The sequence below is a fragment of the Pseudomonas sp. CDFA 610 genome (assembly GCF_021147865.1).
GTDB classification, from domain to species: domain Bacteria; phylum Pseudomonadota; class Gammaproteobacteria; order Pseudomonadales; family Pseudomonadaceae; genus Aquipseudomonas; species Aquipseudomonas alliivorans.
The window spans coordinates 43,599-70,539 of the sequence record NZ_JAGTPM010000007.1; the positions used below are offsets into that span (position 1 = coordinate 43,599).

Below are 26,941 nucleotides of genomic sequence, written 5' to 3' on the forward strand. Positions count from 1 at the left end.
ACACTTTCAAATGCCTCAGGTCATGTAGCGCTTAGTTCGATTTTTCCCGCCCGCCATTTTCTAACCATGAATCTTTCTATCATTGAACAAACCCATTCACTGACAATCGCCAGTGCCGACACCATCAGTGCGCCGCCAATAATTTGCGGCGTATCATTTCGGCCCAGTCCATCAATAAGAAACCTGCCCAGCCCACCAAAGCCGGCATACGCGGCGATGGTGGCCGTGGCGATAAGTTGCACCAGGGCTGATCGGAACCCTGAAAAGATCAGCGGAAAAGCCAGCGGCAACTCGAGCTGAAAAAACATCTGCCCTCTGCGCATGCCCATCGATCTGGCAGCCTGCTTCAGAGATGAATCCACCTGATCGATGCCAACATAGGTATTGGTTAATATCGGCGGGATGCTCATGGTCACCAACGCGATAATCACCGTGCTGGTTTCATAGCCAATGAGCATGATTGCAAGTATCACAATACCCAGGGACGGTAATGCTCGCCCAATATTGAACAGCCCTATCGCCACCTGCGCGCCTTTGCGATAGTTAGCCAACAGTACGCCAAGCGGCAACGCTATTGCGCAAGCAATAACCAGGCTCAAGGACACATAATAAATATGCTCTGCCAGCCGAGTCAGGATGCCGTTTTCACCCAACCAATTATCAGGAAGAGAAAACCAAAGGTAGACACTTGCGATCATGTTCATCAGCGCACCCAAGGCACCAGCCATTTATTGATTGAATAAAACAGAAAATCAAAACATAACGCCAACATCACGGTCAGGACCAGGCTGACCGCCACAGGTGTAGTGAAACTTTGAGCCAGACCGGTAATGAACAGCTGGCCCAGTCCTCCTTGTCCAATCAAGGCAGTAACAGTCACCAGTCCCACCAAAGTAACCGAGGTTGTTCGTAAGCCTGCCAATAACGCAGGCAGCGCCAGTGGAAGTTCAACCCCGAGGAATCTCTGCATGCGCGTATACCCGAGCGCACGGGCTTCCTCCAATACGTCCGCAGGGTTACTCGCAAGCCCCGCCAAGGTGTTCTGTAACACGATAAGCAAGGAATACAGGCTCAAACCAATGACCGCCGTGGTCTTGGATAAACCGGTAAAAGGCATTATCAAAATAAACAGTGCCAGCGACGGAATGGTAAAGAGTATGCCGCAGCCATAAATCATCGGCCGTGCCAGTCCTGGCTGCCACAACGTCAAGAGCACCATTGCACCCGCTAACAGCATCCCTGTACACAGGCCCAAAGTCACCAGTTGAATATGATCAATTAACAGCTGGCCGATCTGCTGCCAGTTTTCAACGATCCAGGACCAGTCAATCATTGCGCACTTCCGAAGCGGCGCTCATTGAGTGCGCTGTGAAGGCTGGCAATCGACAGGCAACCTTCATAACCGCCGGCGGCGTCCACGCGAACAACCACACCGATCGGTGCCGTTAGAATTTTAACCAGGGCGTGATGCAATGAGTCGTTACTCGACACCGTGGTCAGCTCCGGAACAGCCACGTCCGATTCACTGACCCACTTCAACGGGTTGGACTTATCATCCAGGAGAAGTTTGAATTCACAACTGACCTCATCCACCGGAAGATCAGCAACCTTCATCAGCGAAAGTCTTTTTAACAGCGGATCTTTGCCGATAAAGTTCTTCACAAACTCGCTGGCAGGATGGGCAAGGATGTTGTGAGGGGTATCGAACTGAACAAGCTTTCCTTCGCCCTCGAAGATGGCAATTCGATCACCAATCTTGATGGCCTCCTCCATATCATGGGTCACCAGGATAATGGTTTTATGCAAACGTCTCTGAAGCGCAATCAGTTCATCCTGCAGTCGTTCGCGTATCACCGGATCAAGCGCGGCGAAGGGTTCGTCCATCAATACAACCGGTGGGTCCGAGGCCAATGCCCTTGCCAGAGCAACACGACTTTGCTGCCCGCCCGACAGCTGATCAGGGTAGCGGTCCAGAAATTCCGGCTGAAGCCCAACCAGGGAGATGAGCTCGCTCACGCGCTGGCGAATTTTATGTTTGCCCCAGCCCAACAGACGCGGAACTGCGCCAATATTTTCGGCAACCGTCTGGTGGGGAAATAAGGCGGCGCTCTGCATCATGAAACCAATACCACGGCGTAGCGTAACGACGTCAAGTTCATCGGTCGCCACGCCGTTGACACAGATACGGCCACTGTCCTGGGTATCCAGCCTGTTGATCATGCGCAAAATGGTGGTTTTGCCGCACCCACTTGGCCCCACAAATACACAGATCTCACCCTCCCGGACGTGAAGCGTTAAGTCGCTCACGGCCATTCGCGGGATGCCTTTATAAGTTTTCTTGATTGCTTCAAAACGTATCATTTTCCGACGCCCACATTAGCTTGCCTATTGTTAGTGCTCAGCAGGATGGCGAGGACAATCCACGGGACTGACCAGATGTTTCTGCAATAACTGGAAATAGCCATGAATGACATAGCCATTGTTTCGCGCGATCCATTGTTCACGCCTGGCTCTATATACCCCGGGTAAGTAAAACCAAGGCAAACCGGGAAGATCGTGATGAACCAGGTGAAGATTGAGATTGAGAAACAGCCAACTTAAAAGCCCTGAGGACTCATTGATCACCGTACGGTGTTCTGGCAGCGCTGACGGCCGATGCTCGTAAAACGACCTGATCATGGCAATCGACAAGGCCGGCAGCGAAACCAAGAATAGGTACTGCATGGCACTGATGGCGCTGTATTGCTCAACCAATGCCAGCACTACGCCAACACTTAGTAGATGAGCAAACCACATCCGCCAAGCGATTCGCCCGGTCAGAAATAGCCCTCCGATCTCGCTGCCCACGAGGGTTATCACCGCCAACGGAGCGCCTATAAGCAAACGACCACCCACGGTCTTGTTTACCCATAATAACGTTCTGATATAGCGAGGCGAGCGCAACCAAAAAGCACCGGTAACATAACGACTTTCCGGATCTTGGCCCGGCAGGGTCAACACCTCGTCGTGGTGATGCGCCAAATGCGTATCCCTGTAAATGTCATAGGGGTACCACACGGCAAATGGCAGAAATCCCAACGCTTTATTTATACCAGGCCAACGCGTTGGATGACCGTGGATAAGCTCATGCTGAATCGACATCCACAGCACAACCAGTGGAACCAACAGGACAAGGCTGAGTACTTCGCTAAGTGCGCTCCCACAAAAAATAATAAACGCCCAAGCCAGATAAAACCCGACTAACAACAGCCAGGTGGGCCATTCAGTCTTACTCGTTACGGTAGTGCTCAGCTTAGCAATTTCAGCTCGATGAGCTTCATCCAGATAGTTTGGCATTGTTGTCAATCGTGATAGATCTTGCTTGGAACAGGCGCCCAATCGCTCACGCTTCAGGCTGCAACCCCATAGCTGGGTATTGCCGGAAGATGACTGGCTGGACTGACGGTATGGAAGTGCCCAACAACGATGATTCACATGGCGTAGAGAAGAAACGCCAAGCCTTCGCTGATTGCACTGCAGGCTTCGCTGTTGGCCTGACAAGGGAGGGGTTTGCCGGTAACGAATGCAGCGGCAATGGAGGAAAAGGAACTGATGTGGAGATTGCCGGCGTGATAAACCGCTGCATGGGCGCCGTCATGCGACAGAGCCTCAAGGCTAATTTGGAAGATTCGGGCGCCGGACATAGTCGTACCATAAGAATAGGATTGAACATATCCGGCGGTCCGGTAAAAGCAAGGTAGCACGATAATTAATATCATCAAGAAATATATTTTATTATGCTTATTCCATAAAGAAATAAGCTCTAGCGGGTTCCACTGATCCCTCAGGCTACTTGAGCAGCGCGTCTTTCCCCCTTCTCCATTGGCGCGTAACAGAGCAGTCGTCGAAACAGAGCAAGCTGCGAGCAATTCAGAACGTTAACACTCGCCTCAACCAACGGTAGCAACCACTCTTCCATCCACGCCGGGGGCTCGGCGAGGCGAACTCCAAAGTCCTGCTGCTTCCACTGGCTGACGCGCATGCTGAATCGCCAAACTCGGCATACGGCCGTATTTTCTATTCCACTACTACTCGCACTCTTGCCAGATTCGCGACCCGCGTAAACTCCGTCGTGGCGTCACCTTCACGCTGGACGGTGGCGCGGAGCACGGGATAGTAGGTGCCAGGTTCCGAGTAAATAAGTGTCTTATGTACCGCGAGCGTTTCTGACGGCTGATGAGGAAGTGGAGCATCCAGAAAATCATTGTTCCCCGTCTGACTCCATTCTGTTTTCACAATTTTGCCGGCAGATGCCGGGACGGTAATGTCACCCAGCAACGTAACGGGCTCCCCGACTTTGGCAATGATTCTCTCGCCGCTCCTTGACGTCAGTTTCACACCTGGCTGGATACCCTGCCTGGCTGATGCGTCTGCGGGTAACGAGACTTGGCCGTTATTGAGCGCATACTGAGTGGAGCGAGGCGGCGCTCTATCATCTTCCACCCAGGCACTCACGTCCCTGACCGCTTGTTCGAGGATGCCGTTGTAATCGATGAGTCTCACAAATTGATTGTCGGCCGCGCCCGAAGCCACAACGCTGCCATCCAGATGGTCCGCATTATCGTTTAACCAGATCCGCACCTTCGCGTCGTACTGATCCCCCTCTTCTGCCTTCAATCGCTGGCCATACCAGTCGGCATCCCAAGGGTAGGCATCGACATCAAGTGCATTGGCGATGATTATCATCTTGCTGTTTATTTTGCCGGTGAAGCTACCGCCTCCGCTGACACCTTTGCTGATTATTGAGCCTGCTTCCTGAGGGCGTTGCGGGTAGCGCGGTGAACCGTCTGCATTGCGAAACTGATCCCACACAGCAAATCCATCAGAAACCGGTACCTGATGCCGATGGTAGGAGGTCAACGCAATTGCCCAGCGATTATCGACACGAATCCTGGTTCCAGTTCTCAGAGTATTGAGCGTGTCGGCCTGATTTTGCTCGGACAGCTTAATGACTTCGTGCTCGGCATCTAACGACCCAAGCAGTTTTCGATTGCCCCCTTCTGCTCCGTCGAGGGTAAAGTCCAACCAAGCGCTGTTTTTGAGGTGCGACAACCCGGCCACGTGCAAACTTAATGGCTTACCCTCCGAGTCACGATCTATCTTTTGAACCGACACTACGCGGTCAACTTTCGCCCTTCGGACAAGATTGCCCAGCATGGATTGCTCAGTGCCCAGGTAGCCAGGTTTTTTCCAGAAGTCATCTGCATAACCGGGATCAATGCCTTTGACCGAACTGGCAAACCCCAGTAAACCTTGCGGGTCGTTGAGACCCAGGATGTAAGCGTAATTATCCCAACCGCGAAGGGGCACGCCCATTGCTGTGACCTCCGCCAGAACGGAGGCCTGTGTGGCGTCAAGTGCTGCAAAAGGATCGCCACTGCCTCCCGGTCGCATAGCGTCGGCAATGTTTGATGCCTTATCTTCGAGTACAAGACGTGCAAAAGCACGTACGAAAAAATTGGTTGGAATTGATGTTGGGACGCCAATGACGAATGGGACGGCACCATCCCATACCCCCGACGAGTTCTCAGCCGCAGCGATGGTCAGATAAGATCCGCCGCTGCCACCATAGATATAGCCGTGGATCTGAGAGGCGGAAAGTCCATAGTATTCCCCGGCAACCACCTTAGAAAACTTTGCAGCCGCAGCGTTGGCTCGATAGCCAGAAGGTGAAACAGTGTCCACGGTGTAAGCACCGCTGTCGGCACCAAATTTGATGACACGATCCGGGACGCTGCCATCTCCCAAGGGATAAACCTTGTGGAAGAAACGCCCTTTCCATTGGGCTTTCGGCGGAAAGAAAAAACTGAACTTAACATCGGTGCCTTCGAAGTGCCCGGAAACGCGATGCGTCAGAACAGGGCTTTTCAAATCTTCTCGGCTATCTATTATCGGGCGGTCGAACTGCGGGTCGACGCAGTCTTGAGTAATGAACATTATCCCGCCCGCTGGTGTTTCGCACGACGGGGATTGAGACGCGGCGCCAGTCAATGTCGACAGCCCACCCAGAGACACTGCAACTACTAAGCATCTGCAAACAGCGGACTTTCTTTTGAAACCGTGACCACGATGGAGATCCGTGCCAAGGCGCGGAGCCACTGGATTCAGGTTTTCAGCGTTGTTCATAATGGCTGTGAAATTCCTTGAGAGGCTTCAATGGCGGCAGGCCGACACGGCTGGGTAAATTTTTGAGTCGCCTGGAGGATGAGACGGCTCCGGTTGAGTCTCTCACTTTCCGGCTTGAGAAGCGTAATTTGCTTTACCAGGCGCTCACCTGCGTCTGATCAGCCGTTCTCCTGTCTGGTGATTGCGGCCCGCCACCTGTGTTGTCGGCCGAACCTGGAACACTGACTCATTGTGGCAATCGGATCAGATCGTAGAGGTCATCAGCTGAGGCTACAGTTTATAGTTCACTGTTAGAAATGCGTTCCGCGGCGCGCCATAACTTACCGTGTCGAAGTCGCCCTTCTGCGTTGCATATTTTTTATCAAACACATTATTAACATTGATAGATACGTCCATGTGACGTGTCATCTCATAACGGGCCATCAGTGACGTCAACGCGTAGGGATCCTGTTCCGCTACCCGTGTGCTGGTACTGCTGCTCAAGAAGCGGCTTTGCCATCTGATGCCGCCACCCAACGTCAGCTTCTCCCATATTCCGGGCAATCTGTACGTCGTGAACATCTGAGCGGTAGTGCGTGGCACCTGAGCATTTAGCCTGGTGTCATTACCATCTTTGGCCGTGAAAGCAGCCACGCCAGCGTAGACATTCCAATCGGTAGCAACCTCACCCTGCATGTCAAACTCGATCCCACGGGATTTGGTGCCATCAACACCTTTATAAGCCTGGGCTCCGCCTGGGGTAAGAAGACTGCCGTCCGCTTGTGCAGCATTGTCCAGTTCGGTGTCAAACAATGCGACAGACGCATTCAGTCTACCTTCCAGGTATTCAGCCTTGAGGCCAATTTCTTTCGTCTTGCCTTCAGTAGGCGTAAGGACGTTGCCGTTGCGGTCTCGAAATGATGATTGAGGATTATAGATGCCGGTATAACTGACATAAGCAGAATACGTACCGTCAATGTCGTATATCAAACCTGCATAAGGCGTGAATTCATTACTCTTTTTATAACTGAACGGCGCTCCACCTGCGGTCTCGTCAATCTCGTACCGATTGAACCGCCCGCCGACAATCAACTTCAATGGGTCAGCCAAAGAGAATCTCGCTGCGCTGTAGAAACCGCGCTGCTTGATCTCGGTATGGGTGGGTATTGACGTCATTGCATCGAAGTCAGGCTTGGGGAAGTGGCTGTTCCAATCGTAGATATTGATGGGCGTGAACCCTGAAAAAAAGGGGCTGACGTCATCTTTGTTCGAGGTATATCGAGAACTCATACCTCCCACCATCAGGTCATGTTGGCGTCCCATCAAGTCAAAGGGACCGCTCGCCATCACATCCAAGGTGTTTTGACGGCTTTTACCTGTGCCAGCCAACACTATCGGATAAGCGCCATCAGGAAAACTGCCTAGCCCAGTATCCTGGTCAGGTGTACCAGAACTCCCCATGAGCTGAGTGTCATACTTGGTACGGTACTGATTCACGACACCGTGGACTTTCCAACCGTTATCGAACCGGTGCTCCAGTTCGACAAAAGCACTCTGCCGGGTACTGTCCCAGCGGCTCCAGTCCGCTGCCACAGATTTGGAACGCGACCATTCTGCCTCTGAGCCATTGCTGAACCATAGAGGCGTGCCGCCCCAGGTCGGTCGCTTCGGGGAACTATTCTGGTAGTCGTAACCTACACCCAACGTAGTGTCTTCAGTGAGATCTGCCTCAATGATCCCGTAGAGCGCTTGCTTTTGTGTTTGATAACCGTCGAGGTAAGAGTGGCCATCATTATTGACCCCTACCATACGTGCCCGAACGCGACCGTCGGTTGTCAGGGGTACAGAAATGTCCCCCACTTCTCTAAAACTGTCCCATGACCCCGCACTGATGGAGGTGGAGGCCGAAAACTCCGACGTGGGTCTTTTGCGGACCAGGTTGACCGCAGCCGACGGATTGCCCGTGCCGGTGAGAAGTCCGCTCGCCCCACGCACAATTTCGACACGGTCATAAAACGCTGTTTCCAGATCACTGATACCGCTGCCGTTTATGACATCGCCGATGACAGCCGGTATGCCGTCATACTGGATGTTGTCGATCAGAAAGCCACGGGAATAAAAACTCGTGCGCTGGCTGTCTGATTGGTACGAGGAGATGCCAGTCGTGTTCTCCAGCACACCCTGAACTGAATCGAGCTTTTGATCGTCCATGCGTTGACGTGTCACCACTGAAACGGATTGCGGCGTTTCCCGAAGCGTGAGCGGCAAGCGAGTGGCGGCTGTTGTCTGACCGAGGGTGTAAAGCCCTGTGCCTTCTGTCTCGGTTTCGCCGGGTGCTCCTGTCCCGCTTATCGTCAGGGACGGGAGGAACATCACGCCCTGAGACGGAGAGTTTTCGTCGGCGTTGACCGTGTCCTTTGCCATCACACAATTTGAATGTCCCAAAAGCACAAGCAGCGCTGCAGCAACCGGTTTCTTCACCAGACGTTGAGGCACGCCATGGCGCCCTCTTCCGCAGTCAGTCAACGAACTCGACATGAGTCATTCCTTATCAAGAATAAACAGACAACGGCCGACCATAGAGAAGCGGATTTGAAGACCCACGACTCAACCGGAACCAGACCGAAGGACAGAAGTGACGAATTAATCTCAAGTGAAACTGATTAGCATTCGTTGTGGCGCAATTTAGCAACACGCTGCTGTTGTCAGATATCGAGGGATGGCCAGATTATTTTTCAGTTCAGCCAATGTGTGCGGCGGGGAGTTTCCCGATTGCAATTGAGCATGCCCCCCCTCAATTTAAGTTGCGATCAGGTCTACAGTTTTCTGAACAGAGGCCGAAAAAAACAAGCATCAAGGCGCATGGATGAGGCCTATTAAATCTATCGAGTCTCGCACCATGTCCATCCCGTTTTTACGCCGTGATCGTTATGCACTCCGACAGTTGATAGCTGCCATCAAAAGCGGCGAAGCACCTGACGTCAAAGGTTGCGGGGAGGCCCCGGTAATCCTTGATGCCTGGGGAACTCTCGAATCATCCCGGCGTGAGTCTCAATCGCGGATAAGCCAGCTTGAAAAAGAGCTTGAAGCTGCGCGTGAACGACTTCACGAATCGGCAGCTAGCGCGTCAACCTACGCCGTCAGATTCGACCTGGTGAATCGAGCCTCCAGCGAGGGCCTTTGGGATATGGAGGTTGTAGCTGGCGACCCGATCAATCCCAAGAACCGCTTTTGGTGGTCGCAGCAATTTCGCAATCTTCTCGGGTTTAATGACGAACTTGATTTCCCGAATGTCTTGGCGAGTTGGGCTGATCGCCTGCATCCGCAGGACAAGCAGGAGACGCTTGACGCCTTTGCTCGACATCTCAACGACAAGTCGGGCAACACGCCTTATAAAGTGAAAAACCGGCTCGCGATGAAGGATGGTTCCTACCGTTGGTTCCATGCACAAGGTGAGACACTTCGTGATGAACGAGGAACGCCGATCCGGGTCGCTGGCTCGCTACGAGATATTCATGATCAGTTGGAACGCGAGCAGGAACATGACGTCATCATCACCCGCTTCGAACTGGCCAGGGAAATGCTCTCCGATGGCTTGTGGGACATGGAGGTCATTGCCGGGGATCCTGTGAACGCCAAGAACCCGTTCTGGTGGTCGCCTCAGTTCCGAAGACTGCTTGGTTTTGAAACGGTTGAAGAGTTTCCCGATGTTCTGGATAGCTGGGCATCCAGGTTGCACCCGGATGATAAAGAGCGAAGCCTTAACGCTTTCGGCGCCCACTTGAATGATAGGTCAGGAAAAACTCCATTCGACATCGAGTATCGGTTGAAGATGAAGAGTGGCGAATACCGTTGGTTCAGAGCACGAGGTCAGACCCGGCGCGATGCGAAAGGATCTCCGCTTCGCGTAGTCGGCGCTCTTGTGGATGTCCACCTGCAGCACGAGCAGAATGCGTTGCGACAGTCGGAAGTTACGCATCAACGGACCCTGGAGGCCAGCCTCGCTCAGTTGTCGCAAATTGTAGGTACGATACAAGGCATTGCGAGCCAGACAAACCTGCTGGCGCTGAACGCGGCGATTGAAGCTGCACGTGCAGGTGAGGCTGGGCGCGGTTTCGCTGTCGTGGCCGACGAGGTTCGTAAACTTGCGACGCGTACTACCGAAGCCACCGAACAAGCCGCAGGGATGATTGCTCGCTGAGCGGCAGCCTTTCACTCAGGTCATGTAACGGACACGTGGAATCGACCAGTTGCCGCTGCCACGGCAGCAACCGGTTGAATCATGCAAGACGTGATGCTCACTCCTCGGCGAGATCGCTTACTCGTCGCGGTTAAACGTTATCAGGAAGCAGGATTGAAGGCACATGCAAAGAATCACCCGCAGTAAGGGCACTTGCGCGGGTGGTGAGATATTGCACAGGGGCCTTACCTACGGTTTTGCGGAACATGGTGATGAAGCCACTGGAGCCTTCATAACCGAGTTCTGATGCAACCGTTTGTACGCTCTCCCCTTTGATCATGCGTTGCAGTGACAGAATCACATGCAACTGGCGACGCCAACGCCCAAAGCTCATCCCTATCTCCTGCAGCAAAAGCCGACTCATGCTGCGCTCACTCATGCCTATGCGAGATGCCCAGTCGTGCACTGAAATCTTGACCGCAGGGTCGGCCAGGAGCATTTCAGCGAGACGGCGCAGACGCCTGTCGCGAGGCATCGGCAAATGCAGGTCCTGCACGGGGGCTGCCGACAATTCGTCCAACAACGTTGCGATCAGGCGGTCTTCGCGTGCGCTGGTGACGGCATCTTCCGAGAATCCTGCCGCCTTGAGCAGCAATTCACGCAACAGTGGCGAGACCCCAATCGTGCAGCAACCTTGCGGAAGGTCTGGGGCTGCGTCGGGTTCCACAAATAAGCAGTAACATTCCGTTTCTCCCGAGCCACGTGTCGCATGTGACAAACCGCCGGGTATCCATACGGCACATTGCGGCGGAACGATCCATACGCCTTCTTCGATTTCACAATTGAGCACGCCGCGCACGGAATAAAGCAGTTGCGCCTTGCGATGTTGATGGCTTGCTTGCTCCCAGTCCTTGCTCACCATAGAGGCACTGAGCGCAACGACTGTCCGCGAGATGCCATCAACATCCCACTTCGGAACCGTATCTCTATTAACGATGTTCGCCATACCTAGTGTGCACCCTCGCTAAACCAAGATGAATCTGGCTGATTCGAACAATACTATGGCCAAGCTGTGCAATCACGCCGACCTGCCTACAGGGTATCCTGAAACTGCAGGCCATCACACAGATTTGGCGATCTTGTCGGAGGAGTATTGAAATGCGTATAGAGGCCAACCAATTCCCACTCGTATGGTTGCAAAAAGCTACGCGGGGCTATAGCCAGGAAGACTCACTTGCCCAGTTCGAAGCGTTGCTTGCTCGCCATGAACCCTTCGTCCTCCTCAGTAACGAAGGGCTGGATAACGAGCAGACCGAACACTCACCAGACGAAATGAAACAAATGGCTCTGTGGATGAAGCGCCATAAAAGCGAGCTCAAGCAGTATGTCAAAGCCTCGATTTATGTCGAATCAAGTCTTACCAAACGCTTGGCAGGCAAAGCATTCTCAGTTGTTTACGAGAAATTCTGGGGCTATCCCATGCTCATGACAGCGACTGAAAACGAGGCCTTGTTGCTGGCGGAGACATTATTAAAACCCAAGGTCATGAAAGCGGCTTCTACATAGGCGCTTACCCCGACATTGGCCTCAAACAGGAACGCGACATTGCCCGTGGCGCACGCCGCGATGTGACGAACCAAATCGCACCGCTCAAGGCCGCATCTGGATGAGCCTTATAAATTCCCGGCAGCCTGGGCAACCAACACCTGCGGCCGATGAGAAAACAGCTGCAGGAACGCCCCGCCGAGCGCACACCTGCCATGACAAAGAAACACACTGTATAGCCGTGAAGGCTGGTCCAGCCACCGCCCATGGTGATCAGCGTCCCCATCAATATGGGTGCGATGCCGCCGCCAATGAACATCGCGGTGGTGATGATGCCGTTGGCGGTCGATGTGGCAGAAGGCTGTGCAGAGTCAGAGGCCACTGCGTAGTAGATCGGCCCGATCTGCGTTGGCGACCAGGCCTCTGTCAAATTGTTTTTACCGGGCTTGCACTGCCGGAGAAACCTCCTCCAGATCAGACAGTGACCGAGTGAAAGATATATTCAGCCTGCGATCCAGCATCCAGTTCAACGCCCGCCAGGTCCAGACGAGTGTGAAGATCAGCATCATCGGCACGAACTTTCCAGGACACGTTTGTCGACACAGGATCGTCAGCCCTGACATGCCTTATGGCCTGGCGCAGTAACACGCGGTCAGCCAGGTAAACAGCCAGTGCATTGCCTTTCCAGGCGGCGACATTCATTCCCATCTGCTCACACACGGCAACCTTGGCCTCGGCGTCATCACGGTCAGCCTGGCGGGAGCGTTGAATCTGATCCTCCAGGACAGGGTCAATGACCCGATCGGAAAACAATACTTCGCCTGACTCCCAGACCTCCGGCGGACAAACCTTTTCCTCGGGACGAAGCGTGAGAAACGGGTTGATCTCCATGGGGTAGATTCGACAGACCAACGGCCGGTCTTCATAGATTGCGCAGCGGTTATCCTCACCCAGACTCGGGCACTGTGTCAGCGCGTTGCCTGCAAAGATGGCGACCACCTGGATGCGTGCCTCGCCACTGATCACTTCCGTAGCCCGCTGGACGCTGTGGGCGTAGTGCGCCGGCTCGAGGTAGGTCGAGCGATCGAACGCTTCAAGTATGACGGCAACATCGTTGCCGCGATCCAGCCACTCTTCGGCCTCTTGGAGCGTGAGGGGTATGAGACGTCCTTTGCAGCAGACTCCGCATCCATTGCATGCAAACGTGATCGGGCCGTTTTTTGCGGGCATATCGGATTGGCTTTGGGGGTTCATGGTCAGTCCTTAACGCTCACCCTTCACACTTCGTGTAGCGGCGCCGGCAAAAAAGAAAAAGGGTATACATCAAATATAGCGCGGCAATCAGCCATCAAATGGTTACCAATTATTGTAAGCAGGCCCTCGTCAGCCGACGGCCTGCATTCGTCAACGCGACGCCGCCCTGTTTTCAGCCATCGGGTATCCATAGTTCGTGTTGCAGGTCCAGGCCCACATCGATGCGGGCCTGGACCTGCAAGGTCACCGAAACAGTCGGGCTGTGCTGAACCACGAACCCGTATTCATCTTGTGAAATCTGAATGTTACGTTCGCGACCTCACTCCCTCAATGCTCGGCAGTGGCTCAAGCCAACTCGGCCAAAGACGCCGGATTGAAACCCTTGAGGCCGGTAAAATCACCTCGTTCCACTTTAGCGACCCAATCCTTGTCAGTCAGCAGAACACGCCCCACTGCAATCAGATCAAACTCTTCGCGCTCCATGCGCTCGATGAGACGATCCAGACTCGCAGACGTTGATCCCTCGCCTGCAAAGGCGTGAGTGACATCGTTGTCCAGCCCGACCGAGCCGACACTGATGGTCGTGGCTCCCGTCACTTTCTTCGCCCAGCCCGCGCAGTTAAGCCCGTTCTCACCGTCAATCTCGGGAAACTCAGGGTCCCAGAAGCGTCGCTGCGAGCAATGCAAGACATCAACCCCCGCCTCCACCAACGGCAACAGCCAATCTTCCATCATCGCGGGAGTCTCGGCGATTCGCACCCCAAAATCCTGCTGCTTCCACTGGCTGACGCGCATGATGACAGGAAATTCGGGACCGACTGCATGACGAACGGCAGACACAATCTCAGCCGCGAAACGCGAGCGTTCTTTGATTGTCGGTCCGCCATAACGATCGGTGCGTTGATTGGTACCCGCCCAGAAAAACTGATCAATCAAATAACCATGAGCCCCATGGATCTCGACGGTGTCGAAACCCAGACGTTTGGCATCGGCCGCTGCCTTGGCGAACGCTGCAACTGTATCTGCAATATCCTCTTCGCTCATCGCCTTGCCGCGGGGATCATTGGGTGAATCAAGGCCGGATGGGCTTTCAACCGGTGCGTCAGGTTCCCAGCCGCTGGCATCGCGTACTGCACCGGTGTGCCACAGCTGCGGCCCCATGCGGCCACCCGCTTGGTGGACAGAATCGATCACATGCTTCCAACCGGCGAGCGCTGCCTGACCATGGAAAAAAGGAATACCGGCGCCGTTACGTGAGGCAGGACGATCAACGACCGTGCCTTCCGACAAGATCAAGCCCACCTGCCCCTCGGCACGCCGCCGGTAGTACGTCGCGCTTCCCTCGGCGGGAATGCCATGCGGCGAAAATTGCCTGGTCATCGGCGCCATGACAATTCTGTTTTTCAGTTCAAGCGACCGAATCGAAAAAGGACGAAATAAAATGCTGGTATCAGGGTTCGACATGGGATGGACTCCGTTTGCTTTTGGAAGCCATATAAGTATATTTTGTAAACCAAATGTCAATTAGGCACCTGGAGTCGCCCAGGTATACAAGAGGAAACCTCGATGCTGGAAATCAAGCCCCAATGCTTCTCGTCGGAGTGCCCAAGCCGGGCACTTTTCGACCAGATCGCAGACAAGTGGTCAATGATGGTTCTGGCCGTACTTGATGACGAGCCACATCGTTTCAATGCGATCAAACGTCGTCTGGAGGGTGTTACTCAAAAGGCGCTTACACAGTGTTTGCGGAGACTGGAGCGTAATGGCCTGGTCTTGCGCAAGGTGATCACATTCTCTCCCGTGGCGGTGCAATATGAAATTACCCCGCTGGGTCGAACACTCCAGCAGCCGTTTCGCGAATTGCACAAATGGACGCTCGACAAACTGCCTGAAGTCGAGTCGGCCCGGTTGAAGTTCGACGAAGCCACAGCGGCAAACTGAAGGTGTGAAAGCCGCACGAAGCCATGCGATGCGGCCTCGACACTGCGTCACTTACGCCTTGCCTTGCGGCCATGCGAGCATTGCTACATCAACGAGACGGGCAAGCGTCTGGCTGGTTGCACCGACCGAAGGCAGATTCACAATCGACTGCAATGTCCCGAAGTAATACCAGGACAGCAGATCTACATCTACGTCCTGCCCAATCTCACCAGCCGACTGCCCCTCAGTCAGAATTTCCAAAAAAAGCTGACGCTGCTTGCAGGCAGCGGCGTTTGCCGCTCTCTTTCCTGTGGCACTAAGGTCTTCCTGCTCAGCGTTGCTGCGAGAAATCAAACAACCAGGCGGGCGCGTTGCATCGGATTCTCTGGGCAGAAACTCGCGTAGCAGCGCTTCCACGCTCGCTTTGGAGTTTTGTACGCGAGTGGATTTCATTCGGGACAATACGCGCTCGGTATACAACTGGAGGGACTCGTTGAAGAGCCCGTCCTTGTCTTGAAAGCGCTGATACAGGCTTGATCGAGACAATCCAGTCGCCTCTGTCAGATCGCTAACAGATGCATTTGCATACCCGTGACGCCAGAAAACGCCTATAGCGGCTTTCAATACTGCGCTTTCATCATATTGCGGTTTACCGCTCATGATTCCTCCGTTGACACGCTGGAACGATCAGTACAGGATAGATGGACTGATCGTTCCATGATACGGAAAACTCATCATGATTAACCCGTCAAACAGGCAAATGAAACCACCGCGCATTGCCATTGCAGGCGCTACGGGCCGCGTAGGAATGCGGTTGATCAATCAACTGGCACCTGACCCGGTCACCCTGGTCGCCCTTTCACGCAAACAGTCATCCCCGTTCTCCATCGCGGGTGTGGCGTCTGCGACAGTGGATTTTGATCAACCGTCAACGCTCGAAAAGGCACTTGCAGGCGTCGATAAACTGTTCATCACTCACGGTACGTCTGCGCAACAGGTCGCCAATGAAATTGCCCTCATTGACGCTGCGGTAGAAGCAGGTGTGCAGCACATCGTAAAGATTTCGGTGATGGGGCCATCGACCCCTATGAATCCATTCGCCTGGCATTCAGCGATAGAAGCTCATTTGGCTCGGCAACCCCTGGCGTCCACCGTGTTGAGACCTACCACATTCATGGACGTACTCAAAAGCGCCGGCAATGCCATTGCTGCGGGCACCTGGGCTGGTGCGGCAGGCGATGGCCGTGTCAACCTGATAGACACTCGAGATGTGGCCGATTGTTCGCGCATAGCGCTACTGGAAGAGGTGGAAAAAGGCTCCCGGCGTGCCTATCACCTGACAGGACCCGGAAACTGGACCATGCCCCAAATTGCCGAGCAATTATCCGTTTTGCTAGGCCACGCGGTCAGCTATACCCACAGGACCCCCGACGCCCAGTATGCTGCGCTGATTGCCGACGGGCGCTCTCCGTTCGAGGCTGAACTTCTCGTGGGGCTTGATCGGATTTTCCATGATTGCGTACTGACAGAACGAACCTTCACGGTAGAAGACCTCACCGGTACAGCGCCCCGCTCGTTACCGGACTGGCTTCGTGAAAACCTCGATACTTTCAGAGGACAGGAGCGCTGAAAGCCTCGCATCCACTACAACCGTTCTGCGCCAAAGGTTCCCGAACATGAGAGCACTCAAACATCCGGAAGCCAGTGAGTTCGTTCTAGAGCGCGTTCTGTATGCGTTAAGCGACCCTGTGCGCATGGAGATGGTTCGCCGTCTGTACGGCATGGCCGAAGCGACCTGTGGTGAGCTGGATGGAGGACGCCCCAAATCAAGCGCCTCTCATCACTTCAGGGTTCTGCGTGATGCAGGGTTGATGCGCACACGCACGGTCGGTACAACCCACATGAACTCTCTTCGCAAGGATGAGCTCGAAAGGCGTTTTCCAGGGTTGCTTGACTCCATTCTCAGTCACTCCACCTGACCAGACTGTCGTTGGATCAAACCTTCAACAACCGCTTCGTGGTCTCCATCGCCCTGCCCAGCGACTGCCCCGTACGCTGGAGTTTGTTCAACAGACTGGCCCCCAGCCAAAGCTGATAGAGGGTTTCCGCCAGTTCACGGGCATCTCCGGCAGGCAGGCATTTATCAGCCTGGCCCTGCTCGATGCAGGTGGTGATACGAGACACCACTCGCTCAGTACCGTCACGCAGGGTCAGGCGCATGGTCTCGGACAGGTCGGAAACTTCGGCGCTGAGCTTGACCACCAGACACTCATCGCCGTGTCCGTCCGGCACGCAGCGATCCTGCCAGCCCTGCCAGTAATTCATCAAACGCTCGTAATCGTTCAGATCAGGCAGCGTGAAGCGTCGCTCCATATCAGCGAGATAACCGACGAAGTAGTCCTCCAGCAAGGCCTGGCCATAGAGTTCCTTGGATTTGAAGTAGTGGTAGAACGAACCCTTCGGCACGCCTGCCGCCTGCAAGAGTTCGTTCAGGCCAACGCTGGTGAATCCACGCTCGGCCATCATGCGATGGCCGGTGTCGAGCAGGTGTTGGCGAGTGTCGTCGTAGGTCGGTTTCATGGGGCGGATTACCAGGCAATAGACCAGTCGTATTCGAAGGACCGAGAGTTTGCCACATCCGGCCGTGAAAAACCTCGGGTTAAAAAACTACTAGACGACTGGTCTATTTAGAAACTATGCTGCGCCCCGTCAACCTATTCCACAGGTGCTCAGGACACGCAAATTCGTTGCACGTCGCTGATGCCTGACCAACTCAAAGGGTGCGCTATGAAAATCTTGATGGTTTTGACCTCACATGATCAGCTCGGCAACACCGGCAAGAAAACCGGCTTCTGGCTGGAAGAATTCGCAGCCCCCTACTTCGCCTTCAAGGACGCCGGCGCAGCAATCACACTGGTTTCGCCAGCGGGCGGCCAGCCGCCGCTGGATCCGAAGAGCGATGAGCCGGATGCGCAGACTGCCGAGACCGACCGCTTCCGCAACGACCCCGCCGCTCAACAGGCACTGGCCACCACCGGGCGTCTGGCAGATGTCAGCGCTGAGGACTTTGATGCCGTGTTCTACCCGGGCGGTCATGGCCCGCTGTGGGACCTGGCCGAAGACAAGCATTCCATCGCGCTGATTGAAGCGTTTGATCGCAGCAACAAGCCACATGGCTTCGTTTGCCACGCACCGGGCGTGTTGCGTCATGTCGTCGGGGCTGATGGCAAACCGCTGATCCAGCACCGCGAAGTCACCGGATTCACCAACGCCGAAGAAGCGGCGGTCGGCCTGACCGATGTCGTCCCTTTCCTGATCGAGGACGAATTTCAACGCCTTGGCGGCCACTACTCCAAAGTCGCTGACTGGCAAGTCCATGTGGTCGTCGACGGGCAACTGGTCACCGGCCAGAACCCTGCCAGCTCCGCAGCAGTCGCCGAGCAACTTTTGAAGATGCTTGGCTGATTTGTCTATCCGGCACCTCATGAAACCGTGTGCCTGACACACGGTTTTATTTTTACGCAATTACTAGTCGACTGGTCTAATCAGACCACACAAGGTACACCGATGAAAAACAGCACTTTCTTCACTCCCGCCAAACTGGGTTCCCACACGCTGAAAAACCGCATTGTTCTGCCGCCGCTGACCCGTCAGCGCAGCACGCAGCCGGGCAACATCGCCAACGAGTTGATGGCCGAGTATTACCAGCAGCGCGTCGGCGCGGGTCTGCTGATCACTGAGGGCACGCAGATCGAGCCGCGCGGTCAGGGTTATGCCTGGACTCCGGGCATTCATACCGCGGAGCAGATCGCCGGATGGCGCAAAGTGACCGAAGCCGTTCATGCCAAAGACGGCGTGATCTTCGCCCAGCTCTGGCATGTGGGCCGTGTGTCTCATACCGCCTTGCAGCCAAACGGCGACGCCCCCGTATCGGCCTCTGCCGTGGCCACAGATCGCGTCAGCGTGTTTATCGAGACCGCCCCCGGCGCAGGCGAGCTGGTTCCACCTTCCGCGCCACGAGCGCTGAGCACTGACGAAGTCCAGGAACTGATCCAGCTCTACATTCAGGCGGCGCGCAATGCCATGGAAGCAGGCTTCGACGGTATCGAACTGCACTGCGCCAATGGTTATCTGGTCAACCAGTTCATCTCCGCGCATAGCAACCTTCGCACCGATCAGTACGGCGGATCCCTGCAAAACCGCCTGCGTTTTCTGCGCGAAGTAGTGGCGGGCGTGGCCGAATGCATCGGCAAGGAAAAGGTCGGCGTGCGTTTTGCGCCACTGTTCACGACCACCGACGAAGCCCGCACTTACCTGGGTATGGTCGAGGAAGATCCGCACACCACGTACATCGAGGCAATCAAAGTGCTTCAGGATGTGGGGATCGCCTACCTGTCCATCGCCGAAGCCGACTGGGACAACGCGCCTGCCATGCCGGAAACCTTCCGCCGTGCAGTGCGCGACACCTTTAAGGGCGCGATCATCTACGCAGGTCGCTACAACGGAGAATCGGGTGCCAAACTGCTGGACTCAGGACTGGCAGACTTCGTCGCATTCGGTCGCCCGTTCATGGCCAACCCTGACCTGCCTGCGCGGATCAAACATGACTGGCCCTTGAATGAGCTGAACCCGGCGACGGTGTATGGCGGCAGTGCCGAGGGTTATACGGATTACCCTGTTTATCGGGATTGACCCATAGGATTCATCAGGCGCGCGCTTACAAGAGCGCGCACCAACCTGTCAGCACACCAGCCTGCTCTGCATTTGCTGCGGCTGATGCTGGCTATCCACTGCTCTGGCACCTCATTTGCGTGTGTTTTTGGCACACACAGACGCAGGGAGCATTGAAATGAGAGAGTGGATAGCCGATGACAAGGTCGGTGGTGATTTTCTGCAAACCATCAGAAATGGCGTTATCGACACGGGACGCAATTTATCCGAGCCACTAGGCGGAAGTGCCAAGGACATAGCCTGTGCGGTCATTGAAGACTTCAGGCTGATGGGTGGCGCTACAGGACGTACTGAGTTTGGCCGTCTGTTTGTCAATTTCCTGTGGGTCGATCAACAATGGCGCGGAACCGGGCTCGGCGCCGAGGCATTGCACAGGCTTGAAGCGCTGGCAATCGAGAGAGGCTGTGTGGATTCCATCATTGAAACGCTGGATGATGGGGTTGCCGGCTGGTATCAACGCATTGGCTATGAGCTGATCGCGCAAATCCCCAAGTATTGCGGACCGTGGAACCGGCACATTCTTTTGAAGTCGTTCACTGGATGATTCATCCATGCGCAGACATGCGCAGACTGTCGCGTTGATCAGCCCTTCAACGTGATCGAACGAATGGCCAGATCGCCACAGCCAACGATTCACTCGCAAAAGAGGCTGACCTCACAGCGCTGCTTGCTCACAAGGATGTTCTCACCATGTCGTTACAACGCATTCGTCCTCTCGCCATCTGTGTCTTCCATCACTGCGGGAAGATTCTGGTGAATGAGTTCTACGACGAGGCCAAGCAGCAAACCTTCTTTCGCCCTGTCGGCGGAGGCATTGAGTTTGGCGAAAGGAGTAGCGATGCCATCATCCGGGAAGTGCAGGAAGAGCTGGGGCTGTCAATCGGCAACCTGCGGCTGATCGGTACGCTGGAAAGCATTTTCACTTACGCTGGCAAGCCGGGACACGAAATAGTCCAGGTCTATGACGCGACGTTTGATGACGCGACTGTGTATGAAAAGCGGCTGCTGGAAGGGCAAGAGAGCGACGGATCGTGTTTCAGGGCAGCGTGGCATACAGCGTCCAGCTTTTCCGCCGAATCCCCCCTCGTACCTGAAGGCCTGTCAGAACTGCTCAAGACGGCTTCGCTGCTTTGATGGGCAGCAGATCATGAAAAACATCGAACCGTGGGAGGCAGCTTTCCGGCTATCTGCCGGGAACCGGCAGTCAATCAGCACGTACAGCGCATTAGATGCAACCGCCACACTATCCCACGCCCTACGTGCAAAAGCGTAGCCAGGCACTTCACCGCTCACCCCATCATCTGCCACAACGACGCCCCTACACCGGTAATGCTCTCCCCTGCAATCAGCCCCGCCGCCGTAGTAATCGCGAACCGCTCGGTAACGCTCGCCCAGCGGCAGCTCACCAGCCAGGTCACGATTGCGCCGAGGGCCATCATCAGCGATACCGACGCGGGCAGCACGAAGGCCAGGCCCAGTGCGGCGGTGCTGGGGAGGAATCTGGCGCGGCGTGCGGGCAATACGCTGTCGAGAATGCCCAGCAACAGCCCGGCCAGCCCGCCGATGAAGATTGCCCAGCGAACACTGGCGGACAGCGAGTCCAGCCCGTGGGTCAGGGTTTGCGCCACGGCTTTCCAGGTGGCGACAGCGGGCGCAGGCCATTCTTCGGTGAGCAACATGCCCTGCGGATCAGGGATCAGCGCCAGATAGGCCAACACGCCGACGATGCTGCCGACGAAGATTCCCAGGGTTTGCGCGATCAGTTGTTTGCGCGGCGTGGCGCCAATGGCACGGCCGACCTTGAAGTCGTTCATCAGGTCAGTGCACTGCCCGGCCGAACCGCCTGCGGTGTTGGCACTCATCAGGTTGATCGGCACCTGACCCGGCGCAACGATGCCGAAGCTGAGTTGGGACAACTGGCCAATGGCGCCGATGGGCGGAATGCCGGTTGCGCCAACCACTCGGGCCGCCACTGCGGCCAGGCAGATGGCCAATGGAATGGTCAGCAGCGCCATCCACAGATTGATGCCGAAAAGCAGCGCCTGCAGGCTGACCACCAGCACGATCGCCAGCGCAAAGCCGGCCGCCGGTCCAGGCTTTGGCAGAGTCCAGGTTTTGCCGCCCTGCGCCCTGGTGGTTTTGTGCAAGGCCCAAAGCCGTATTGCCAGCGACGCGAGTGTCGAGAAGACCATCAGGCTCACACCCGGCCACAACAGCCATTCCACCAGAGCGGCGAACTGCGGGCCGCTGCTGTCGGACGGCAACTGCACCAGCCCCTGCTCCAGCAGCCAGGGCGCCAGCCCGCCCCATGCCAGCACGGCGCCGAGCAGCAACGTCAGGCCAACGCGAATGCCAATGATCGCGCCGAAACCCACCAGCAGCAGCGAAGGGTCGGCGGTAAAGGTCAGACGCTCCAGCTGGGCGTTGGGCGACCAGCGTGGCAACGCCCACATGAAGGTATCGACCCATTTGACCGATGCTGACAATAACGCGGCGCTCAGCAGCACTTTGAGGCGTGCCGCGGCTTCATGGCCGTGGTTGTAGATGTGCAGCAGGGTTTCCAGCGTCGCCATGCCTTCGGGAAACTTCAGCGCTTTATCGTTGAGCAGCGAGGGGCGCAGGTACCAGGCGATCCAGATACCCAGAAAACTCACCGAGAACACCCAGGCGATCATCGGAACGGCATCCAGTTGCTGGCCGGTCAGCAGCGTGTAGGCAGGGATCGGCGCAACCAGCCCGCCGGAAATGATCGATGCGGCGGCAGAAGCGACGGTCTGGTTGATGTTGCTTTCATGCAGGGTCCAGGGCAATTGCGTGGTCGAACGACGGGCCAGGCCTTGCCAGATGCCATAGCCGATCAGCAAGGCGATGATCGACATGTTGAACGACCAGCCAATCTTGAGTCCCGCGTATACATTGGAGGGTGTCAGGAGGATGCCGAGCACGATTCCGGTAACGACAGCGCGCAGACTCAGCTCACGTTCTACAGGTCCGGCCAGCGAAGTCGTCGACGAAAGCGATGGCGAGGCGTGGTGCATGCGAATTCCTTATCGGCAATGAAGCAGCGCGGTCACTCAACGCCGCGGCCTAACAAGTGAGTGCTGTATCGTCGCAAGGTTCAGGGTGCCGTGCAAAGCTGCCGGGCAAGGTCGATCAGACTGTCGGCTTCATAGTCCCAGTCCTGGGCATAATCCGCGTCAGGCGCAGGGGCTCCTCCGTACTCCATGGGCCGATGGACAAAAGCCGTCATCAGGCCGCAATCCCTTGCTGCCGCCAGATCGCTGTGGTGGCATGCCACCAGACACAATTGCTGTGGCTTCAGGCCCAGTGCATCGACTGTTGTCAGGTAGGCGGCAGGCTCCGGTTTGTAGGTCTGGGCAAACTCCGCTCCCAGCAAGGCGTCCCACTGCAGACCGTTGTAGCGGTTCATCGCGATCATCAGCTCAACATTGGCGTTTGACAGGGTCACGACAGGCAGACGCTCGCGCAGCCGCACCAGCCCTTCCGGCACATCGGGCCAAGGATCAAGCCGCCGCCAGGCATGAGCGAGCCGCCATAACTCATCAGGCTGAATGCGACTGACGTCCAGACCGTGGGTGGTCAAAAGCTGCTGCAGCGTCTCGTGGTGCAGGGTGTCCAGCACTACAAAGCCTCTCGCCTCATTGATGCACTCGCGCATCGCCGGGGCGTAAAGCTTTCTCCACTGCAACGCGAAATCGGCCGGTCTGACCGAAGGCAGGTTGCTGGCCAGAAACGCTGCTGTTTCGCGGGCAATACCCGAATGCCAGTCAACCACTGTGCCGAAGACATCAAACGCCAGCGCTTTTGGAAGCGTCATCGGGTTCCTCCTGAAATTGCCATCGGGAACCACTGTAGTGAGTAAACGCGCGTCTGGCGAACATGGATTGATCGGACGATGCTGGCCGGATCATCCTGGCTGGTGAGAGGTGCGTGCCTGCGAAGCCGATTTTGCGTCCAGTTTCAGGTTCTTGCGGATGGCCGCATCCAGAAAACCCGCCGGCAAAAAGCGGCGCATGAATTGAAACTGGCCTGCCGTTTTACCGGCGGTGTAACGCAGCTTCGGACGCTGGGCACGGGCGGCCTTGAGCACCACTTGGGCGACTACATCCGGGCTGTCGGCACTGGCCATGGCGTGGTTGACCGCTTTGGACACCCGCGCCCGGACGTCCTGATAAAGCTCCAGCTTGGCATCAGCTTCAAGGTTGTTGGTTTCGAATGATGTTCGGGTATAGCCAGGCTCGATGACCGTGACCCTGATACCGAATGTGCGCACTTCGTGATCCAGAGACTCCGAATACCCTTCCACCGCATGTTTGGTGGCCGCATACAACGCCACGAATGGCACCGGCACGATGCCCAGAATGGAACCGATGTTGATGATCCGGCCGCCGCCCTGCCGACGCATGTGCGGCACGACGGCGCGAGTGGTGCGCACAATGCCCAGAAAGTTGGTGTCGAAAATGGCCTTGGCCTGCTCGATTGAACTCTCTTCGGCCGCTGCTGGCGCAATTCCGAAACCGGCGTTGTTGACCAGCAGGTCAATGCGCCCTTCCAGCACCAGCAGCTCCTTTATCGCCGCCTCGACGGACGCATCGTCCGTCACATCGAGAGCCAGCATCGAAAAATTGCGCTGGCCACTGCGGGTTCCTTTCCGGCTGGTTCCGTACACGGTATAGCCTGCCGCAGCGAGCGCGTTGGCTGTGGCTTCGCCGATGCCGGAAGAAGCGCCGGTCACCAGCGCTACAGGTTTGTGTGTCGTCATAGAGGTGCCTTCGCGGGTCGACTGACTGAAGATAGCGCTATGATGATGATCGAAATCATAACCGTCAATATTTTTGATGCTGATCAACATCAATACTACCTGTCGGCCGGATGAAGAGCCTCTATCCCCCGCTTGCGAAGGTCGGGCAAGGCAAAAACAGGCGAAGAAACGGGGTCTACGTGCTGTAAATGAGCATTCCGAGCCTGTTTTAACGCAGCCTCACCGAGCGTAGCCACCTTTCGTACAGAGCCTGGGGCCAGAACCTTTGCGAAGCGCGGTCGAGATAAGTGCGGGAAAGTGAGCAGGCAGTGCGCCGAGGCCTTGCAGGTCAATGTACCCAGCGCACCTTGTACAGATGAAGGTCCGAGACCGGCACACGCACCCCGCCGCCGCCTTCGCGATCCGCCAGATGAAAGCCGTAGGCCCACCAGTTTTCCTCCACCTCGACCCAGGCCATGCGCTCACCCAGAACGCTCAGTGCCTTGACCCTTGAGGCCGAGCGTAAAGGCTCGAACGACGAAAACGCCCCATAGTCCGGACTGAACAGCCAGACACCGTCATCGGTCGTGACTGCATAACGACCATCGCCAAGCGCCGACAGATCATGGCCGTCACGCCTTCCCGGCAACGTCCAGCGTCCAGCTTCATGCAGCGCAGGTGATGCGCGCTCACCGCTCAGCGTAAAGGCCTGCAACAGGTCATGGGACAGTGCGAACAGACGCTGACGCCGGGTATCCCAGACCACGCCGTGACCCGAAGGGAGCGGCGACTCGAACAGCGGCCTTTCGTTGCGATACCGATCATAGAGCTGCAGTCGGTCGCCATTGGGCTCAATCGACAACGCGACTGCGATCAAACCGTCGGGCAAGTACTCGGCCGAATGCGCCATCGGCGCCAAAGCGCGAAACAGGACCCGGCCGGATGCCCTGTCCAGCAAAACCACGCCACCTGCGGAAGACGTCACCAGAATGGCGCGGCCACCCTCGACCGGCTTGCATTCGTCAATATGCGACAGCAGCTTCTGGCGATAGGCGTCTGGCAGATCTTTCGCCTGGCCGGCGCTCCAGCGCCAGACCTCGGTGGCGCTCGCCACTTGCACTCGGTACTCGCGGACTTGATCGTCCCCACAGGCGTAAAGTCTTTCGGCCGACCGGGCGGCAGTCGCTGTGCTGGTAAGCAGAAGTACAAGCAGACAGTGCAATGTTCGCATCATCGAACCTCATGGGCCGGGCAGACGAAAAAACGCTTACAGGAAAAAGCAGGCCCGCAACGGAATCAGGGCCGCACCACGGGCTGCGGCGTCACAACTCTGCTGCCCCATTACCAGACGTGGTCTTGTGGCTGTAATGCCGTAACGGTCGCCGCCCCAGTATTCGACGCGTGCCATCAGGGCGTCGCCCAGCGCGACCGGCAATTGCCCACCAAACACGATGGCCTGAGGATCGAGAATGCCGCTGAGCGAATTGATGATACGGTTCAGGCAAGGCATCACCCGGTCGACCCAGGCGTCAACACCTGGCCATTGAGGATCGAACCGCAGCGATATGTCTTCGATGGAATCGACATCCACCCCCTGCTCCTGAAGCATTTCCAGCAGGTAACGCAGCGCCGGACGCACTTGCTGCTCTTCGCGCGTGAGTATCGAACTGAGTTCGCCTGCGTTGCCGTTGGCACCGAAAAACGGCTTGCCCTCGATCACCAGCCCGCCGCCAAAACCGTAGTTGAACCCCAGGTACACGAAGGAACGCGCCCAGCGCCCGGCACCACACAGGCTTTCGCCTACCGCAGCAGCGCTGACACTGTTTTCGATCCACACTGGCAGGCCGAACGTCTCTTCCAACAGCGGCTGCAGATCGATCAATGACCAGTCACGCAATGGCTCCGGCGCGTTGATCTGCCGACGGTTGGCGACAAAATAACCGTTGATCGAGAACCCGACACCGATCAGGCTCGCCTTGTCCACGCCATTACGCGAACAGATCCTGTCCAGCGCAGTGCTCAAGCGCTCCAGTGTGGTCTGCCGGCTCAAGGGCGGAAATCGAAAACGCACCTCTTCTACCAGCTCGCAATCCAGCGCAGTCAACGAAAGGATGGCGCAGTCGGTATTGATCGCGATGCCGACGCTGAAGGCGGTTCTGGCCGCCAATTGCAGACTCGGCGAAGGCTTGCCGCGTCCTGCACCAGACGCAGGCGGGCCGGCCTGCAACAGGTCGCGCGCCAGCAGCATACTGATGATGCGGTGAGTCGACTGCTGAGTCAGGTAGCTCAATTGACCGACACGGGACTGACTGATACGGCCTTCACGCCGGATGAGATCCAGAATGAACCGCTCGTTATCCGACACATGAATCCCTTCGTTAAGCGTGTGCTTGGGCAAGAAACGT

25 protein-coding genes and 4 pseudogenes are annotated in these 26,941 nt (G+C 56.1%); 11 read left to right on the plus strand and 18 right to left on the minus strand.

Going from position 1 to position 26,941, the window contains the following annotated elements:
• Nucleotides 1–20 precede the first annotated feature (20 nt).
• The 4 genes from KDX39_RS14075 to KDX39_RS14090 are packed head-to-tail and all read right to left on the minus strand — an operon-like array spanning nt 21 to nt 3,336.
• A complete protein-coding gene (locus tag KDX39_RS14075) occupies nt 21–704 on the minus strand; it encodes an ABC transporter permease (RefSeq protein WP_223013236.1) in 684 nt (227 codons plus the stop codon).
• Complete coding sequence (locus KDX39_RS14080) at nt 704–1,333, minus strand: ABC transporter permease (RefSeq protein WP_231660775.1); 630 nt, start codon at nt 1,331–1,333, stop codon at nt 704–706. The genes KDX39_RS14075 and KDX39_RS14080 overlap by 1 nt, the downstream gene beginning before the upstream one ends.
• Nucleotides 1,330–2,361, minus strand: a complete 1,032-nt coding sequence (locus KDX39_RS14085; protein ID WP_231660776.1) for an ABC transporter ATP-binding protein — start codon at nt 2,359–2,361, stop codon at nt 1,330–1,332. The genes KDX39_RS14080 and KDX39_RS14085 overlap by 4 nt, the downstream gene beginning before the upstream one ends.
• 30 nt (nt 2,362–2,391) lie before the next feature.
• On the minus strand, nt 2,392–3,336 hold the full coding sequence (locus tag KDX39_RS14090) for a fatty acid desaturase (protein ID WP_231660777.1): 945 nt from the start codon (nt 3,334–3,336) through the stop codon (nt 2,392–2,394).
• Nucleotides 3,337–3,446: 110 nt separating this feature from the next.
• Between KDX39_RS14090 and KDX39_RS14095 the strand changes: the two genes are divergently transcribed.
• Entirely contained in the window at nt 3,447–3,740 is a 294-nt protein-coding gene (locus KDX39_RS14095) for a hypothetical protein (protein WP_231660778.1), read from the plus strand.
• 158 nt (nt 3,741–3,898) lie between these two features.
• Here KDX39_RS14095 and KDX39_RS14100 read toward each other — a convergent pair.
• From KDX39_RS14100 to KDX39_RS14110, 3 genes and pseudogenes are all read right to left on the minus strand, one after another.
• Nucleotides 3,899–4,021, minus strand: a pseudogene (locus tag KDX39_RS14100) (12-oxophytodienoate reductase); the annotation flags it as partial.
• A 35-nt stretch (nt 4,022–4,056) separates the two neighbouring features.
• On the minus strand, nt 4,057–5,976 hold the full coding sequence (locus KDX39_RS14105; RefSeq protein ID WP_231660779.1) for a Tat pathway signal sequence domain protein: 1,920 nt from the start codon (nt 5,974–5,976) through the stop codon (nt 4,057–4,059).
• 459 nt (nt 5,977–6,435) lie between these two features.
• Nucleotides 6,436–8,682, minus strand: coding sequence for a TonB-dependent siderophore receptor (locus KDX39_RS14110; RefSeq protein ID WP_231660780.1), 2,247 nt, complete (start codon nt 8,680–8,682; stop codon nt 6,436–6,438).
• 649 nt (nt 8,683–9,331) lie between these two features.
• Here KDX39_RS14110 and KDX39_RS26610 point away from each other — a divergent pair.
• Nucleotides 9,332–10,063, plus strand: a pseudogene (locus KDX39_RS26610) (PAS domain-containing protein); the annotation flags it as partial.
• 36 nt (nt 10,064–10,099) lie between these two features.
• Nucleotides 10,100–10,336 (plus strand): annotated as a pseudogene (locus tag KDX39_RS26615) (methyl-accepting chemotaxis protein); the annotation flags it as partial.
• A gap of 139 nt (nt 10,337–10,475) precedes the next feature.
• Here KDX39_RS26615 and KDX39_RS14125 read toward each other — a convergent pair.
• Complete coding sequence (locus tag KDX39_RS14125; protein WP_231660781.1) at nt 10,476–11,330, minus strand: AraC family transcriptional regulator; 855 nt, start codon at nt 11,328–11,330, stop codon at nt 10,476–10,478.
• 152 nt (nt 11,331–11,482) lie between these two features.
• Between KDX39_RS14125 and KDX39_RS14130 the strand changes: the two genes are divergently transcribed.
• Nucleotides 11,483–11,890, plus strand: a complete 408-nt coding sequence (locus KDX39_RS14130) for a hypothetical protein (RefSeq protein ID WP_231660782.1) — start codon at nt 11,483–11,485, stop codon at nt 11,888–11,890.
• A gap of 107 nt (nt 11,891–11,997) precedes the next feature.
• Here the strand turns inward: KDX39_RS14130 and KDX39_RS14135 are convergent.
• The 3 genes and pseudogenes from KDX39_RS14135 to KDX39_RS14145 form a co-directional block, all read right to left on the minus strand.
• A pseudogene (locus KDX39_RS14135) lies at nt 11,998–12,291 on the minus strand (MFS transporter); the annotation flags it as partial.
• A 52-nt stretch (nt 12,292–12,343) separates the two neighbouring features.
• Nucleotides 12,344–13,123 (minus strand): YkgJ family cysteine cluster protein, encoded by a 780-nt coding sequence (locus KDX39_RS14140; RefSeq protein ID WP_231660783.1) that lies wholly within the window; start codon nt 13,121–13,123, stop codon nt 12,344–12,346.
• A gap of 345 nt (nt 13,124–13,468) precedes the next feature.
• Nucleotides 13,469–14,587 carry an NADH:flavin oxidoreductase gene (locus KDX39_RS14145; protein ID WP_231660784.1) on the minus strand — a complete coding sequence of 373 codons (1,119 nt, stop codon included), beginning with the start codon at nt 14,585–14,587 and terminating at the stop codon, nt 13,469–13,471.
• Between the two features lie 102 nt (nt 14,588–14,689).
• Here KDX39_RS14145 and KDX39_RS14150 point away from each other — a divergent pair, with 102 nt between their 5' ends.
• Nucleotides 14,690–15,064 carry a winged helix-turn-helix transcriptional regulator gene (locus tag KDX39_RS14150; RefSeq protein ID WP_099227749.1) on the plus strand — a complete coding sequence of 125 codons (375 nt, stop codon included), beginning with the start codon at nt 14,690–14,692 and terminating at the stop codon, nt 15,062–15,064.
• 51 nt (nt 15,065–15,115) lie between these two features.
• Here KDX39_RS14150 and KDX39_RS14155 read toward each other — a convergent pair whose 3' ends face one another.
• Nucleotides 15,116–15,703 carry a TetR/AcrR family transcriptional regulator gene (locus KDX39_RS14155; RefSeq protein ID WP_231660785.1) on the minus strand — a complete coding sequence of 196 codons (588 nt, stop codon included), beginning with the start codon at nt 15,701–15,703 and terminating at the stop codon, nt 15,116–15,118.
• Nucleotides 15,704–15,779: 76 nt separating this feature from the next.
• Between KDX39_RS14155 and KDX39_RS14160 the strand changes: the two genes are divergently transcribed.
• Entirely contained in the window at nt 15,780–16,673 is an 894-nt protein-coding gene (locus tag KDX39_RS14160) for an NmrA family NAD(P)-binding protein (protein WP_231660786.1), read from the plus strand.
• 46 nt (nt 16,674–16,719) lie between these two features.
• Nucleotides 16,720–17,022, plus strand: coding sequence for an ArsR/SmtB family transcription factor (locus tag KDX39_RS14165; protein ID WP_231660787.1), 303 nt, complete (start codon nt 16,720–16,722; stop codon nt 17,020–17,022).
• Between the two features lie 16 nt (nt 17,023–17,038).
• Here the strand turns inward: KDX39_RS14165 and KDX39_RS14170 are convergent, their stop codons facing one another.
• Nucleotides 17,039–17,623: a TetR/AcrR family transcriptional regulator gene (locus KDX39_RS14170; protein WP_231660788.1), complete on the minus strand. Its 585-nt coding sequence runs from the start codon at nt 17,621–17,623 to the stop codon at nt 17,039–17,041.
• A 207-nt stretch (nt 17,624–17,830) separates the two neighbouring features.
• Here KDX39_RS14170 and KDX39_RS14175 point away from each other — a divergent pair, with 207 nt between their 5' ends.
• The 4 genes from KDX39_RS14175 to KDX39_RS14190 all read left to right on the plus strand — a co-directional run bounded on the left by KDX39_RS14175 (nt 17,831) and on the right by KDX39_RS14190 (nt 20,908).
• Entirely contained in the window at nt 17,831–18,508 is a 678-nt protein-coding gene (locus KDX39_RS14175) for a type 1 glutamine amidotransferase domain-containing protein (protein ID WP_231660789.1), read from the plus strand.
• A 102-nt stretch (nt 18,509–18,610) separates the two neighbouring features.
• Nucleotides 18,611–19,735, plus strand: a complete 1,125-nt coding sequence (locus KDX39_RS14180; protein ID WP_231660790.1) for an alkene reductase — start codon at nt 18,611–18,613, stop codon at nt 19,733–19,735.
• A 157-nt stretch (nt 19,736–19,892) separates the two neighbouring features.
• A complete protein-coding gene (locus tag KDX39_RS14185; protein ID WP_231660991.1) occupies nt 19,893–20,318 on the plus strand; it encodes a GNAT family N-acetyltransferase in 426 nt (141 codons plus the stop codon).
• 146 nt (nt 20,319–20,464) lie between these two features.
• Nucleotides 20,465–20,908, plus strand: a complete 444-nt coding sequence (locus KDX39_RS14190; protein WP_231660791.1) for an NUDIX hydrolase — start codon at nt 20,465–20,467, stop codon at nt 20,906–20,908.
• A 155-nt stretch (nt 20,909–21,063) separates the two neighbouring features.
• Here KDX39_RS14190 and KDX39_RS14195 read toward each other — a convergent pair whose 3' ends face one another.
• The 5 genes from KDX39_RS14195 to KDX39_RS14215 form a co-directional block, all read right to left on the minus strand.
• Nucleotides 21,064–22,812, minus strand: coding sequence for an OPT family oligopeptide transporter (locus tag KDX39_RS14195; protein WP_231660792.1), 1,749 nt, complete (start codon nt 22,810–22,812; stop codon nt 21,064–21,066).
• An 80-nt stretch (nt 22,813–22,892) separates the two neighbouring features.
• Nucleotides 22,893–23,612, minus strand: a complete 720-nt coding sequence (locus tag KDX39_RS14200) for a haloacid dehalogenase type II (RefSeq protein ID WP_231660793.1) — start codon at nt 23,610–23,612, stop codon at nt 22,893–22,895.
• A gap of 90 nt (nt 23,613–23,702) precedes the next feature.
• The gene (locus tag KDX39_RS14205) at nt 23,703–24,557 is read right to left on the minus strand and encodes an oxidoreductase (RefSeq protein WP_231660992.1); all 855 of its coding nucleotides are present in this window, start codon (nt 24,555–24,557) and stop codon (nt 23,703–23,705) included.
• A gap of 328 nt (nt 24,558–24,885) precedes the next feature.
• On the minus strand, nt 24,886–25,656 hold the full coding sequence (locus tag KDX39_RS14210; RefSeq protein WP_231660794.1) for a DUF6528 family protein: 771 nt from the start codon (nt 25,654–25,656) through the stop codon (nt 24,886–24,888).
• 147 nt (nt 25,657–25,803) lie between these two features.
• Nucleotides 25,804–26,934 carry an ROK family protein gene (locus tag KDX39_RS14215; protein ID WP_231660795.1) on the minus strand — a complete coding sequence of 377 codons (1,131 nt, stop codon included), beginning with the start codon at nt 26,932–26,934 and terminating at the stop codon, nt 25,804–25,806.
• Nucleotides 26,935–26,941: the final 7 nt, after the last annotated feature.

What these genes read in the sequence shown, in the direction of transcription:
- KDX39_RS14200 (WP_231660793.1), bottom strand. Translation starts at nt 23,612, where the DNA reads ATGACGCTTCCAAAAGCGCTGGCGTTTGATGTCTTCGGCACAGTGGTT.
- KDX39_RS14110 (WP_231660780.1), bottom strand. Translation starts at nt 8,682, where the DNA reads ATGTCGAGTTCGTTGACTGACTGCGGAAGAGGGCGCCATGGCGTGCCT.
- KDX39_RS14105 (WP_231660779.1), bottom strand. Translation starts at nt 5,976, where the DNA reads ATGTTCATTACTCAAGACTGCGTCGACCCGCAGTTCGACCGCCCGATA.
- KDX39_RS14165 (WP_231660787.1), top strand. Translation starts at nt 16,720, where the DNA reads ATGAGAGCACTCAAACATCCGGAAGCCAGTGAGTTCGTTCTAGAGCGC.
- KDX39_RS14195 (WP_231660792.1), bottom strand. Translation starts at nt 22,812, where the DNA reads ATGCACCACGCCTCGCCATCGCTTTCGTCGACGACTTCGCTGGCCGGA.
- KDX39_RS14075 (WP_223013236.1), bottom strand. Translation starts at nt 704, where the DNA reads ATGAACATGATCGCAAGTGTCTACCTTTGGTTTTCTCTTCCTGATAAT.
- KDX39_RS14080 (WP_231660775.1), bottom strand. Translation starts at nt 1,333, where the DNA reads ATGATTGACTGGTCCTGGATCGTTGAAAACTGGCAGCAGATCGGCCAG.
- KDX39_RS14175 (WP_231660789.1), top strand. Translation starts at nt 17,831, where the DNA reads ATGAAAATCTTGATGGTTTTGACCTCACATGATCAGCTCGGCAACACC.
- KDX39_RS14190 (WP_231660791.1), top strand. Translation starts at nt 20,465, where the DNA reads ATGTCGTTACAACGCATTCGTCCTCTCGCCATCTGTGTCTTCCATCAC.
- KDX39_RS14170 (WP_231660788.1), bottom strand. Translation starts at nt 17,623, where the DNA reads ATGAAACCGACCTACGACGACACTCGCCAACACCTGCTCGACACCGGC.
- KDX39_RS14145 (WP_231660784.1), bottom strand. Translation starts at nt 14,587, where the DNA reads ATGTCGAACCCTGATACCAGCATTTTATTTCGTCCTTTTTCGATTCGG.
- KDX39_RS14150 (WP_099227749.1), top strand. Translation starts at nt 14,690, where the DNA reads ATGCTGGAAATCAAGCCCCAATGCTTCTCGTCGGAGTGCCCAAGCCGG.
- KDX39_RS14155 (WP_231660785.1), bottom strand. Translation starts at nt 15,703, where the DNA reads ATGAGCGGTAAACCGCAATATGATGAAAGCGCAGTATTGAAAGCCGCT.
- KDX39_RS14090 (WP_231660777.1), bottom strand. Translation starts at nt 3,336, where the DNA reads ATGCCAAACTATCTGGATGAAGCTCATCGAGCTGAAATTGCTAAGCTG.
- KDX39_RS14180 (WP_231660790.1), top strand. Translation starts at nt 18,611, where the DNA reads ATGAAAAACAGCACTTTCTTCACTCCCGCCAAACTGGGTTCCCACACG.
- KDX39_RS14140 (WP_231660783.1), bottom strand. Translation starts at nt 13,123, where the DNA reads ATGAACCCCCAAAGCCAATCCGATATGCCCGCAAAAAACGGCCCGATC.
- KDX39_RS14085 (WP_231660776.1), bottom strand. Translation starts at nt 2,361, where the DNA reads ATGATACGTTTTGAAGCAATCAAGAAAACTTATAAAGGCATCCCGCGA.
- KDX39_RS14130 (WP_231660782.1), top strand. Translation starts at nt 11,483, where the DNA reads ATGCGTATAGAGGCCAACCAATTCCCACTCGTATGGTTGCAAAAAGCT.
- KDX39_RS14160 (WP_231660786.1), top strand. Translation starts at nt 15,780, where the DNA reads ATGATTAACCCGTCAAACAGGCAAATGAAACCACCGCGCATTGCCATT.
- KDX39_RS14205 (WP_231660992.1), bottom strand. Translation starts at nt 24,557, where the DNA reads ATGACGACACACAAACCTGTAGCGCTGGTGACCGGCGCTTCTTCCGGC.
- KDX39_RS14185 (WP_231660991.1), top strand. Translation starts at nt 19,893, where the DNA reads ATGAGAGAGTGGATAGCCGATGACAAGGTCGGTGGTGATTTTCTGCAA.
- KDX39_RS14125 (WP_231660781.1), bottom strand. Translation starts at nt 11,330, where the DNA reads ATGGCGAACATCGTTAATAGAGATACGGTTCCGAAGTGGGATGTTGAT.
- KDX39_RS14095 (WP_231660778.1), top strand. Translation starts at nt 3,447, where the DNA reads ATGGAAGTGCCCAACAACGATGATTCACATGGCGTAGAGAAGAAACGC.